This window comes from Chitinophaga sp. S165, from assembly GCF_003182155.1.
Taxonomy (GTDB): domain Bacteria; phylum Bacteroidota; class Bacteroidia; order Chitinophagales; family Chitinophagaceae; genus Chitinophaga.
In genome coordinates, this window is sequence record NZ_QGTG01000001.1 from 1956034 (window position 1) to 1970103 (window position 14070).

The 14070-nt window shown below is 45.4% G+C and carries 7 protein-coding genes; 1 reads left to right on the forward strand and 6 read right to left on the reverse strand.

The window, feature by feature from the left end; translation table 11 throughout:
- Positions 1-23 precede the first annotated feature (23 nt).
- From C7475_RS07120 to C7475_RS07140, 5 genes are all read right to left on the reverse strand, one after another.
- Positions 24-3143 (reverse strand): hypothetical protein, encoded by a 3120-nt coding sequence (locus C7475_RS07120; protein ID WP_110052605.1) that lies wholly within the window; start codon positions 3141-3143, stop codon positions 24-26.
- Positions 3144-3145: 2 nt separating this feature from the next.
- A complete protein-coding gene (locus tag C7475_RS07125) occupies positions 3146-6568 on the reverse strand; it encodes a DUF6603 domain-containing protein (protein ID WP_110052606.1) in 3423 nt (1140 codons plus the stop codon).
- Between the two features lie 2 nt (positions 6569-6570).
- Positions 6571-9033 (reverse strand): hypothetical protein, encoded by a 2463-nt coding sequence (locus C7475_RS07130; RefSeq protein ID WP_146217499.1) that lies wholly within the window; start codon positions 9031-9033, stop codon positions 6571-6573.
- A gap of 339 nt (positions 9034-9372) precedes the next feature.
- Positions 9373-10242 carry an NmrA family NAD(P)-binding protein gene (locus C7475_RS07135; RefSeq protein ID WP_146217500.1) on the reverse strand — a complete coding sequence of 290 codons (870 nt, stop codon included), beginning with the start codon at positions 10240-10242 and terminating at the stop codon, positions 9373-9375.
- A 117-nt stretch (positions 10243-10359) separates the two neighbouring features.
- Positions 10360-11049, reverse strand: a complete 690-nt coding sequence (locus C7475_RS07140) for a TetR/AcrR family transcriptional regulator (protein WP_199236180.1) — start codon at positions 11047-11049, stop codon at positions 10360-10362.
- Between C7475_RS07140 and C7475_RS07145 the strand changes: the two genes are divergently transcribed.
- Positions 11049-11618, forward strand: a complete 570-nt coding sequence (locus C7475_RS07145) for a peroxiredoxin (RefSeq protein ID WP_110052609.1) — start codon at positions 11049-11051, stop codon at positions 11616-11618. The two genes, C7475_RS07140 and C7475_RS07145, sit on opposite strands and share 1 nt — an antisense overlap.
- Positions 11619-11768: 150 nt before the next feature.
- Here C7475_RS07145 and C7475_RS07150 read toward each other — a convergent pair whose 3' ends face one another.
- Positions 11769-13595, reverse strand: a complete 1827-nt coding sequence (locus tag C7475_RS07150) for a beta-N-acetylhexosaminidase (RefSeq protein ID WP_370445410.1) — start codon at positions 13593-13595, stop codon at positions 11769-11771.
- Between the last annotated feature and the right edge of the window lie 475 nt (positions 13596-14070).

Here is a 14070-nt window from a genome sequence, read left to right on the forward strand (position 1 = left end):
TGTTTAGTGTAGTGTTAACGGTTTTAAACAGCCAGGTTCTCCAGCATTTCCTTTGCATGTACAGCCACCATACTTGGTTTCTGGAACAATATAGACGCCATATACGCAGAATCAGCTCCCCACTGGTTAAGGTCTGGTTGAGGAAGTGGAATAGCAGGTTTCGTACCTGCAGTGATGAATTTGATACCCGGATCAAAGTTTGTCCAGGCAAGGTCATCCCACGATAAACCATCACTTCCCTGATTGAATGAAATGTCCATGCCGAACCTGGGTGCGCCTGGTATTTCCTGTATCACGAAAAACCAACCCAGGTTATCTGTAAATCCGGGAGTAAGTTGCGTACCTCTAGCCTGTTCTATTGTAAGATCAAACCCAAAGAACTTAATATCCGGCGCTATCTCTGCTTTATACAATGGGAACTTCAGTTGCGTGTCAAACTCTGTATCGGAAAGATCAAGATCGATGACAGGATCATCGTCAGGCGTCTCCCCTGATATAGCTTTCTGGGCGAATATCAATGTGTTGGGATAACGTTTTAAAAGGTCGCCGCGTATCACCAGCACTAACTGTTCAGCATCTCCTTCTGCGTCCCTGTTGTTATGGCGTCCCAGTAAACTGCTGACTGGCCACGTATGAATAGGTTTGATATCCTTGTATTCTTCTGTAAGCTCTGCTTCCGTCTTATCTGCTTTCGGCCGGATAATGCCTTTTACATCCCAGAACTGCCGGAAACTGCTGGGCCGCTCATCTGTAGGGTATTCTCTCCATAACAGCTCACGTCCCATTTCGTGGTTCAGCCCCACCATGTAAGATTCAATAAACTTCTGGTTTGTTTTAAGTAGTGAAATCGTATTCTCCGGTATCAGTTTCAGATTGGGCAATAACAATTCGTTGGAAATATCGCACAGTCCTTTATACATCGGATCTTCAAAATCAGGATAAGCCATTGCCGGGAAGATCTTCTCCGGTACATCCATCTGGATATAAGACGGGAATTTCACATACCTGTTAAGACGGTGCGGATACGCCCTGTAAGGATTGATCGCATCATACAATTTCGTATGCGCATTACCCAGGTCCACAGCTACCCTCACGGGGTCCGGCGACTGCAGCACCAATCTCCCTAATAGGTCTTTTAATGCTACCCTGAAGTTCTTTGCTTCCACACTGTCCGCACCAGGAGTAGTTGGTGTCGGTCCCGGTGTTACCGTTTCATCACTTAACGTCAATGTGAAATCGGGCTTCACAGGTATATCGTCCAACTCTTCCGCAGCTTTAACAGGATCGTCCAGTGACTCTGCTGCAGCCTGATCATCCGCTCTGCCTTTCAGGAAACGGGCCAGTGCAAAATATGCTGACACTACCGCTACTATCAGTACCGCAAAGGTGAGATAAGCACCGGTGATGAACATTAATAAAAGTAACAGGACTACAAGTATGATAAATATGAGCAGCCGATTTTTCAGCAACCACAATACAAGATGGCTCAGCTGGTAAGGAAAGATCTTTCCTGAGAAATCTTTGGTATTAGGCAAACCTACCGGCATCTTTTTAGGCGGTGCAGCGGTTAATGTGCCGTCGTTTATTTTTGAAACAAGATCATTATATACCAGCGGACCATTCGCCGTAAGTCTTTTTACAAATCTGCCATTAGGCCTTACCAGTCTTCTGAAGGCGCCGGAGAATACCGTAGTTGGTAATATACTGTCGGTGATCTGCTGATATATGGTAGTAGGACTGCCCATCACACGTGTATGCACAGGCTTGGTCATCGCCATCAACACATTGTTGGGCAGCTTAGAGAATGTTTTCTGTGTATACCTGACAGTCACCTGCATGAGGAACAAACTCGCCTTTATAAGCCGGTTCGCTTCAATGATCTTTTCTACCTGCGCCCATGCCTTCTGCATGTACTTCTCCTGGTTCTTCTGGATCACCAGTGTTCCGAAGCCTGCCGGCACACGTGTACGCGGGTCCCTGTTCATGTCATTCACCCAGGTGCTCTTGCTCACATCCAGCAGTACTACATCTGTTGCCGATTTTTTAGCATGCTTACCTCCATACAGCGGTATGGACACTATAGGATCTTCTGTAAGATCAGCCGCCTGAATTGCAGGGAGGTTCACTATTTTCTGCAACTCTTCCTGGAACTCGCTGGCTGGCGGATTGGGAAACACCGTTGATACTGTAGTAGGCGATTTCAATGCTCCTTCCAATCCGAGTATAGCAGGCTGTGTACCGGGGATCTCCTGTGTTACATCATCAGCTCTTACAAATCCCGGCCGGGAAGCATCCATATCACGTATACCGACCCTCGGGTCCATAGCCCGTGGCTCTAATAGTTTTACAAGTGATTCGAAGTCTGCATTATTACCTGTCTGGAAAAACCATTCGTAATATACAGGCATCTCGCCCTTCGCACCACCATCGTCCCAGGAAGGCAATTGCGCTACTACATTCGCGGTAGGAAGTTCAAGCCCTGCCAGTCTGCCGGTTTCAAAAGCAGGCACCAGGAACGCATAATACTTCGTATTTGCTTCCAGCTTCCGCGGGCTCATTAAACGGCAGAACAACTGGTCCGGATCGTTATTGACCGTTTTATTCAACGATAACAGGAACTCTTCATAATCAGACAGCTCACTATCAGGTATATCTGCATCGCTGTGTACATGCGCCCATAACCAGGTATCTTTGAACGGCGGGAATACCTCCGGTGCATTGACATTGATAGAAGGCAGCGGTATCTTTCTCTTGGTTCTCTCAAACTCCCCTTCTTTTACCACCAGCAGAAACAGCCAGGGCCTTAACCTGTTACCCGAAGGTGATGCCGGTGTATAACGCCAGGCAAAATCTTCATCATAAAATTCTATAAACGCAAGGTAGTTCGGTTCGAAATTGGTGATCCAGTTCAGCGGCTCCGTACGAACGACCATATCCGATTGAATACCGGTAATATCTCCCGGCCCTATCAGCGAAAAGTTCTTGGGAACATCTGTTGTATTGAGTGTGACCGCAATAGGAATTTCTGCCCGCTCCTTAACGGCCGCACCTCCGTTACCAAGATCATCAGCCTCGATAATGTTGGCGGAAATACCTCTTCTTGACCATGCATGGAACTGGTATCTGGCTATTTCTACACTCATGGTTAATTGTTGTTTATTTCATACTGAGATAAGATCTGCACTTTATTCTTCAACGCAGGCTGCTTTGTTGTAAGCGTATTGTACATTTCAACGGCTTCCGCATAACTGTTCGCTACCATACCCTCGCTATGCATCTTCATATCACTGACGTTAGCTACCACGTATTGGTCCTGGTTCACGTTCACTGCCGCCGGTGCATTGACTGACTGACGGTTTGTAGCATAAGACATTTTAGATTTAGCGACAGCATTACCTTTCAGGTTCGTTCTGAAGAGTGATTTCGAATATTTATAGATACCCGCAAAGAATAACATAAAACGTTTCTTTCGCAGATAACTCATCTCGTAATCGACACTCTTACTAACCGCAGGTGCAATACTCAGATCTGAGCCAGCGGTAACCTTAAAGCCGCTTACATTCGATTCAAAAGAACGGCGTGACAGCTTTTCATTATCCTTCAGGTTGAAGAAATTGGCTGGTGCAAACCGCTCCTTCACTTCCGTAAAAGATAGCTCGGTGGTATTGCTCATCACCTTATTGACCTTAAACAGATCAACGTCTTTCGGCAACCTGGTGCCAAACTTCTGTATTGTCACCTCCATAGGCAATAGCCTTTCACTAAAGGTGAGCACTCCCAGTGGGTGAATAACGATATTGGGAGAAGGGTTCTCTTCCGGTTGTATCAGCTTGAGGTCTTTTACAGTTACATGCAGCTTGTTATTATCCGGGATAACAGCCTGCCAGTTCTGGTTGTTGCCAAGCTCCTCGATCATACGTTGCTGCAGGTCTTCGGTGATCTTCGCAACGGCATCCGGATCTTCGCCCCATGTAACATGGAACCCGATAGTGATATCGAAGAATAGAATGCTGAAGCTGGCCTCTCCTTCCACATCCCAGGGTTTAGGCCCACTCAGGGTACCACGCAGGGAAATGCCCATAATAACAGATGTACCACGTCTGAGCGCCAGGCCCGCATATAACTTTGCAATAAAATGGAAAGGCTCGAACTGGAACAGCACATCAAAACCCAGATAGCCATATACGTTAAATCCTGCCGCCGCTGCATACAATTCAACCTTCGCCCCGAACTGGACGGTGTTTGAAGTAACGGCAAAATAACACTGGACTGTGATCCGCGGGTTCTTTCCCGACAGCAGACTGATACCCAGCCGGTCCAGTCCTTTGAATCCATTAGGCAATTGCGGAATACTCGGGATCTCTTTAAAATCAGGATGGAATCCTCCCACACTTAAAGCAAAAGTGCCGTTATCTCCCCACGCCACCAGTAGTGCCAGACTACCGGTTAATGTAAATGCAAGCAGCCTTGAATCGTACAGGTCTGCCCTGAAGAAAATAAAGCTGTTCGGGATATCGATTATACCGATGAAGTTGATCTGTAATTTCAGTACTGCCGCATCCTCTTTAGGCAAGGCTGCTTTCAGTACGCCCAGTATTACCACACGCGGATCAGGGAAGTCAACGATCACTCCCAGGTCAAGCGTTACCAGCGAAGGAGTGCCCCAGCCGATCTTTGCCATCAATCCTATTACAAAGTGGTCCTGTTGTATAGGGAAGACCTGTTTCAGATCACTGATGATACGATTGATATTCGCCACTACATCTTCCGGGAAAAGGATACTCTTCAGGGTATTGGTCTTCAAACCGTCTACCAGCACATCTACTTTTATAGTACGGTGCAGGCCAAGTAAACCACCCAGCCCGTTCAGTGTAAATCCGAAGCCCAGCTGGAAGTTGAAACCGGAAGCAGTTACTATGATCAGCAGGGAATATCCGCTACTGCCATCAGGCATTTTGGTATTGATAATGCCGACAGCTTTGAAAGTGAACATGTCCTTGAACGACAGTTCCAGTGCACCGAAATATTCGCCGTTCTTCGAATCGAAATACAGATAACCACCCCCTGTTACAATGCCGGCGTTCACCGCTATACCGATACCATTTGGCGGTTTGAAAGATATATCGATATCATGCCCTGCGATGACCCCTTCACCATCAGGGTTCGGCTTTAATGCGGCCAATACCCCGGTACGGGAAACTGTTGCAGCGATCACACTGCCTATCTTCAGCTTGAAGCTGATAGATACTTCTATCTGCTTTTCTTTGGTAGCTTCATCGGCAGAGTAAGCCAGTGTGATGACGTCAAAGCTGACCGGTCCTAATGTTGCATATACCGGTATCGCTATGGTTAATCCATTGGCGCCGCCATCCAGGAAGAAGCCTTTCTTCTGGCTGATCCCGATTGCTACATCAAACTTCTGGTCCAGCCCTTTAGCAGGAATCAGTGTAAATGGAAAACTGGTCTTTGTGCCTCGTCCAAATTCAAAGGCAATTGTAGGTTTAAACTTGAATTCAATATCGTCTTTAGAAAACCGGATGCTTGTCTTTATCCTTCCGTACCCAAACTTTATTACGGGGTTAGCGAAAAGTGTTCCCTTCGTAACTTCATCCGTGTTATTCTCCAGGATCATCTCCACGAAAGGATTGGTAGCAAGGGATGCATCCGCACCTTCGCCTACACGGAATATGATACCCAGTCCGCCGGTATCAAAAGTGAATTTCCAATGATTGCCGAGGTCCAGATCCACTTTGATCTCCCCGGTGATATCCATCACAGCGGCCTTACCCTGGTGACTAAGCGGCACGAATACCAATGTGCTCGTTATCTTGCTTTCGACGGTTTCACTGCCCTCCTGGTTAATAGAAAAGCTGAGTGTACGTGCAGAGAGCATGTCAGCATTAGGGCTGGTGGAGTCGGGATAAGTATCGTAACCGTAAGCCGCATCGATACTTAAGGGAATATTAAAATTGACGAATAATTTATTCAGCAGCGTAAGGCCTACACCGCTTACAAACAACATGGTATCCGACAGATTGCGGGCATGATCTTCATTCTCAAGGCTGAAGCCTTCCCCCACATTTTCGAAGAATTTACCGATAGCACCGAACAGGTTAAGGATACCGCCTGATCTTACAGACTGATGGTCCACTGCTTCAATGACCGACACCACCTTAAAGAACATAGGAGACCTTAAACGGAAATAATTTAAGGTCATCAGGTTCATATATGCCGTGGTGAGCTCACTTGCAGTCAGGTTCGGATTACCGGCAGCAGCAGCTGAAAAGAACTCTTTGATAACAGCTGATATCTGAATCAGGTCTTCCAGCACAGCAAAGAAGGCCAGTTCATCTACCTCGTCTGCCGATTTTTCGACATACAGGTTGATACTGTTCAGGCTTGCACTTGGAACAGCAGGAGATGAATTTGCAAAGGAAGGATCTAGTCCGAGTGAGGCTAGTCCTTCTTTCCGGTCTTCCAGTGTGCCACCAAGCATTTCCACAAACGGGTTCAGTATGTCCCGGGCTACCTTCACAAATTGTTGCAGCAGATTTTTATTTTCGGCCATTGTCAGCTAAGTTGTGGGGGTGTATCTGAAGTGGGTTCCAGAGAGGCGACATGTTGTGTGTAACAATTAGGCTCCTCATACAGATCATCATCTGGTAAACGATACCAGAACTGATGTTCGACAGACAGTTTACCTGCATCTTTTTTTATTCGCACCATACCGACATTGGACGACCAGACAACTCTCCTGGCGATATTATCTTCAAAAGCTAACTGGTGTCGTGCTACTACCTTTTCATAACCTTGTTTAACTGAAGGTGCAGATGCGAGGTTGATATCAGGATCGATCGTATCTATGCGTATCTTCTCTGGTCTCGCCCCTACAGTATCTGTATCGGGCCGTACATCTGCGACGATGTCCAGCCTCCAGGACCAGTCGGCATTTGGGGTAACAGTTGATCCCGGGAACCATCCCTGTGGTGAAAGTACTACGGGGTTCTTATGCCGGCGCATTTCATTCCTGGGAGAAATAGGTCCGTTCACATTCACCACCTTGTTCTTCCAGCCTAATCTTTCAGAGGGGAAATAAGCGGCTGACTGCAATTGCTGTAACCTTCCGCTGATAAGGATATGCTGATTGCCCACCTTATCCGATTCATTTTTCAACGCACTGGATACCAGCTGTACGATCCTTGTTTTATCTGCTCCTTTGAAATAGTCCATAACGGTAGTAAGCCCGAAATGCACATCCCCGGAAAGGATCACGACCTTCTTTAATTTCTGTATCGTAGCAAGGAAGCTTTCAAACACAGCATAGTTCAATGCCCATGCCTCCGTATCGGCATATACATTACTCTTAATGGCGCTTATTAACGGTTGTATCAGCTCTTCAAATACAGCCAGTCCTAACACCGGTGCAGGCGATACGATGAACACCACTTCTGCTCCCAATGGCGGTGGTGTTGTGGGCAGCTGTTGCAGCAATGCTGCGGCCGACAATAATCCCGGGCTGCCATGTCTTGTTTCAAAGGTCCGCATCGTACGTGTATCAAGTACGTAAGTGGTGGTAGGCCCTGTCGGCACATTAAAGTGCAGTTTTATTTTGGGATCATTGCCATCAAAACCTAACAACGCATCAATACTATTAGCTACAGTTGTTGACGGCCCCTCTGAGCTGCCGGGCGCAGCTACCTGTTTTATCTGTGTCAGCAAGGTAGCTTTATCACCCGATTCAAAACTTTTCGGATCATTACCCCAGCCCTGAAACAGCGTATAGGCCATCAGACCATTCCTGATAATATTCACGCCCAACGGATGGCTAAGCACCTTATCGCGCCAGTCGCGGGTCATGTACCAGTCATCTGTAATTTCATGATCGTCCAGCATCATATACACCGGTACATTAGCAAGGATCCTGTATACACGGGGCAGGTTATCGCGGAACTCTATTACATTCTTCAACTCTTTCCTGAACATCCTTTTCATCTTCTTCTCCCACTTGTTCCGCTTTTCATTGGATGTGCCGTTGAACATCTCCTTTTCTTCCGCGTTCATCAGGAAGTCGCGCATATCATTTGCACTATCATCGATCATGCTCATAAGATCATTGAAGATCGTATCCATCGCGGAATCACTGATATCTTCCTTTATATTGGTAAGTTCTGTCGGCCAGAGGCGATTGGAAAAAGAGAACAGGTACAATGCCACGAACTCATGAAAGGTAATAAGGTGGCTATCGCTATCATCACTCGAGAACTTTGCGGATTCCGTCGTGACGGTGCGACGCAGGTTAGGCGGGAAATTGGTCAGTGTACCGTTAGCGGTCTTGCTATTGGTAACGGTTATCTTTTCTTCAAAATCATCCCCGAACAATGCTTTCCCTTGTCGGGATAACCAGGGCAATACCATCATCGGTACATCGTCGGCATAGATCTGATCACCTGTCAGGAAAAGCTGGTGAGGACGTTTGTTCGGCTCATTGATATAACTTCCTATCAGGAAATCCATTGAAGCCAGACCGTCTTTTCCTATACCATGCATCTTCCTGCAAGAGCCGTGCATGATGATCAGGTCTTCAATGTTAGCGGGAGGAAGCGAGAAGGACGGTAACTGTCCTTCTTTAAACCCGATCGCCATATTAGAAAAGTGCGAGGTGACAGGATTGTTCTGATCAGCGAACAATCCTTCCGACTTCAGGTCACGCAGGGTACTTGAATTAGTATCTGTAAAACGGACATTGTAGCAATACACCAGGTTCTGCACCAGTGGTAACTTTGGCGCTTCAATGTTCAATGTAATAAATGCAATATGGAAGTGCGTACCTATACGTTGCGTATCGGCCGTAGCGGTATAATCCGGCGGAATCTCCGGTTCATATACAGTACTGGTCTTTTGGGTCTTGATGATCTCAGACCATAAATGCAACTCGACATGCTGTGGTTCAGAGAACGCCATCCAGATGGTAACCAAACGTGGTTCCACTCTTCGCAGAATGGGTCCTGCAAGTATTAGGGGTAATACAGCCATACATTAAATTTTTCGTACAATTAATGCAGCCTCTCCGGTTCAATAAATCTTAAATGAGCGATTGATTTTTGGGGTCAAGCGCGGTAATGTTTATCAGGGGTAATTAACACAGTAACACTAGGTTCACAGTATAAATCTATATAGAATTTTGAACAAATGGCATTTTTCGGGGATTTTTTTTGTTAACGATGATGTTGATGCAATGATATGGTTGACTAAAAAAGCTGAATATCCCAACAAAGCTGGGGGCCTTTTGACATCCTTATCACCTTTTACCAACATCATCGAAACAATATGACCTGTAAATATCACATATTATTCTTTAGTTGCACACTTATATTAAGCGGTAAAAGCCATGCGGTTTTTATCTATAAATTCGGCTAACCTCATAGGACTTTTGCCTGTAATTTTTTCTATTGCATCATTTATATTCGGCAGGCCGAAAATATCGTCACCGGCAACACTTGCAACGTGATCTTTAAAGTGAGCAGCCTGACCTAATCCAATCGAATCAGCCATTGATTGGACGCTAACTTGTTCGTAAACGAAGTCCCTATTCAAGGTACGACTGAATATTTCACCTATTTCAGCATAACTTAAAAGTTCCGGCCCGAAAAGCTGATAAACCTTGTTGATATGTCTGGCCGGTTCGGTTAAAATAGCGGCAACGGTACGGGCGAGATCTTCTCCTGCTACCGGCGCATGTTGCGCCTCTTTGGGGAAAGACATCTGCAGTTTTCCTGCTTTAATTTGATCGGCAACGTACAGAAACCATTCTGAGAAGAAAGTTGGTCTTAAATGGGTTGTCGGAATGCCTGACCAGTTAAACACCTGCTCTGATAAAAAGTGGCGTATTGTAGCAGGGCTTTTTGCCGTAGCTGCCACTTGTTTTTGCGACATATTGACGATAAACCCGGCGCCGGCTTCTTTTGCTGCCTGCGCGAAAATGACAGTAACATCCAACAGATCGGGGCTTAGCGGGTAACAAAAATATCCCCTTTCAGCCCCCTTCCAGGCGGCACGAACATCTTCCATGTTCTGCATATCACCCACAACTATTTCCGCACCAAGAGCTTTCAAGCGTGTTGATCGCGCATCCTCTTTATGCACCAGTGCGCGCACATGGTAACCTTTCTGTAGTAATATCTCTACTGATGGAGCACCTGTTGAACCGGTTGCGCCAGTGATTAAAATTTTTGGCTTTTCCATACTTTTATTTTGATGATTTTCCTTATTTGCGACTACTTTTAAAATAGTTCCCGCGTTTTTAATATATGACACCAGTAAACAAAATATACCTTTTGGTATATTAATAATCAAAAAAAATCAAAGCTCATACGCTTCCAATTCGCTCTTCAGACTTTTGATCAATCCTTGCATCGGCCGTTCATTATTCATCGTACGACATATAACAAGTGCACCTTCTATTGCCGCAAACATTTTAAATGCGTAGATGTCCGGATCAAGAGCTGACGAGAACTCGCCATTTTTTATTCCCCGCCGTAAAATGGAAGCGAATTTCTTTTGTGAAACAGATAAGATCTCACTGATCTTTGGCTTAATACCAGAATTGTTGTCGTCAGATTCCACAGCCATATTAAAGATAGGACAGCCACCTTTTATATAGGTATTCAACGGCTTCTTGTTAAAATCCAGATAAGCAAAGATCTTCCCCTTTGCTGTAGTCTCCTTTTCCATAACCTGATCAATACCCATACAAATTTTTTCCAGCAAATGATCTGCTACCTGCATGGATAGGTCATCTTTGTTTACAAAATGACTATAAATCGCCCCTTTGGTTAACTTCGTAGCCTCCAAAACGTCGTCCACGTTAGTCCCCGCAACACCTTTCTGGTTGTAAACAGGAGCCGCCTGTTCAATGATAAACTTTTTTGTCTTTTCTGCCTTTGTCATCATCTTATTATTGACATTGCAAAAATATACTAAAAAGTATATTAAATAAAATATTTTCCGTTTTTTTGCCTCATTAACATTTAAATAACAGCCAGCTAACAATGAGAAAGTTTACGTTTTTTATGCTATCTACCTTGCTTTTAACCAGCAATGTATTTGACCTGCGTGCTTCAGTGCCTGCTACCGGTATCAGCAAATTTTGGATAATACGCCCTACCCTGAATAACCGTCCTGACAAAACATTGCGGGATGACACCACCTTTTTAAATAAGCCGGCACCTGATTTTAAACTTTACGATCTGAACGGCAAATTGTACGATACGGAGTTTTTGAAGGGGAAAATAGTTGTTCTTAACTTCTGGTTTGTTGCCTGCAAACCGTGCATTAACGAAATGCCTGTTTTAAATGCCATCAAAAAGAAACATGATCCTGAAAAAATTGTATTTCTTGCACTATCCCTGGACAATAAATCAACTATTAACACCTTTTTGAAGGAGCATGAATTCGACTATAATATCCTTCCCGACGCAGCTCCGGTTGCTGAAAAATACGGATTATTCGCTTATCCGGCTTCTGTAGTAATTGACTCCCGGGGTATCGTCCGTTTTATGCAAGTTGGTGGCCCCAATATTGATAAAAATCTTTCTAACGCCATTGATGCAGTTTTGTAGTCCTGTATACCGCTGACCGGGTATAACTTTCAGCGTGTCAATTTCTGTTGAAAATAACAGTATCCTGGAAATTCTTCATAAAAACAAAAGGTGTCTCCTGTTTTACAGACAAAGGAGACACCTTGTTGCTATATCAAAATAAGCTCTTGATTATTTTGTTTCCTGCAAGGGTAAACTAAACATATTGCTTACCCTGCCCCCCGGCGTTACAATGATATAATTCAAGGTCATTGCTTTTGCACCTGGAATAGCCAATGTAACAGGACCATTATACAGGTTGCATGTCTGATCAGGCTTATGACCATCCAATGTATAATACACCTGGCTATTAGCTACGAACGGCGTGATCTCTGCAGTTCTTCTGCCGGCAGCATTGGTAGCGAATGTAATTTTCGCTTCCGGAATACGGTAGAAATATTTCATCTGCTCCAGCTCCTGCAAACGTGCAGGCAATCTTCTTGTAGAGAAGTCGTCATAATCCTGCCTGTTCCTTGCGGACCATGCAATTTCAGATAATGCCAGCGCACGCGGGAACAACATATATTCCAGCTTAGTGTTCGTACCGATATATTCTGTCCACAGGTTAGCCTGTACGCCCAATACATGTTGCTGCTGATCGGCAGTCAGCGAATCAGGACGAGGATGATAGCTATACACTCTTTCCAGTGGCAGGAAACCACCGATAGCGGTAGGCTCGGTCTGTTTATCTTTTGCCTGATAGTGGTCGATGTACAAATGGCTGTTAGGCGTCATGATCACATCATGCCCCATTCTTGCTGCAGCGATACCACCCTTCTCTCCTCTCCAGCTCATAACGGTTGCATTAGGCGCTAAACCGCCTTCCAGGATCTCATCCCAGCCTACAAGGTTCCTGCCGTTCTTATTTAAGAATTTCTCTATGCGGGAAATGAAATAACTCTGCAGCTCATGCTCGTCTTTCAGTTTCTGTTTGCTCATCACACTCTGTGCAAACTTAGACTGCTGCCAGTGCTCTTTAGGCACCTCGTCTCCACCGATGTGAATGTATTTGCTCGGGAAGATGGCCATTACTTCTGTCAGCACATCCTCCAGGAATTTAAAGGTTTCTTCTTTGGGACATAAGATCGCATAATGCACGCCCCAGTAACCAGGTACCTGGTAAGTGGTATCCTTGCAACCAAACTGGGGATAAGCAGCCAAAACAGCCGTACTATGACCTGGCAGCTCTATTTCTGGCAGAATAGTGATCTTACGGTCGGCGGCATACTTTACCAGTTCGCGGGCCTCATCCTGGCTATAATAGCCGCCATGTTTCTCACTATCGTATACAAATGGCTTAAAGTCGCCATACTGACCAAGAATGCTGGAATCACGCCATGCGGAGATCTGGGCCAGTTTAGGATATTTCTTGATCTCCAGACGCCATCCCTGGTCGTCCGTCAGGTGCCAGTGCAATCTGTTAAATTTGAAATAGGCCATTACATCCACGATCTTTTTCATTTCATCCAGGGAGAAGAAATGCCTGCTCACATCTACCATCACACCGCGATAACCGAATTCCGGTTTATCGGAAATGACTACTGCCGGTACACCCAGGCTGCCGTTCTGCACGTTGATCAGCTGCAACAGGGACTGTAACCCATAAAAGCAACCGATATTTCCCCCTTTGATGGTGATCTTGTCTATCCCTGCCGTCAGACTATACGCCTCGGTACTATCGTTCTGCTCTTCCAGTACAATAGCCTTTCCTTTGGCGTCATGGGCCACGGTAAGCCTGATGCCATAACGGTTCCAGAGGAACTCATTGAACAGGCCGGCATTCTTTCTGGCGGCATCACTCTGCGCTACCAGGACCGTCTGCGGACCAAGATCGAACCTGCCGTTAGCAGGTTGCATAGATAAGGGTTTAGGTATAATAGCATAGTTTCCCTGCTGCGCATAAGCGCCGCTAACCCCTAACGAAAGAAGTAAAATTGAAGCGATCCTTTTTAACATCATCTGCTTTATTAATTTACGAGATTCAATTGCACATGAAAAGTTTAATACCTGTAACGCGGAATATACCTTCCTAATAGCATAATATTATCCAAATACTGATGGTATTTACACCGGTTTTCCGTAACTGCTTGAGTTATTCGACAATATAGTGAGAAATAAATGGGAATCAAAGGTGATTACTGGAAATCAATTTGGGAAGACGTTTGCTTTGGGCTTACGCTGGTTCCGGCCATGACCTTCTGGCTCGCAGTTTGGATGGAATCACGGGCTGCAGTTCTTTGAAGTTCCTGGCTATGCAGCTTTGGATAGGCGTATTGGGCTTTGATACTTTATTAAATCCCTTGTACACCGCATCAACATACTTCAAACAACTGAGGCCCGTAATTTCCATCCGAATGCTCGCTGCGGTCCGGTCTCCCTAACTATAGCAGGACTGAGGCTACTGCTGGTTTTGTCCGCCTGTGTATTCTTCATT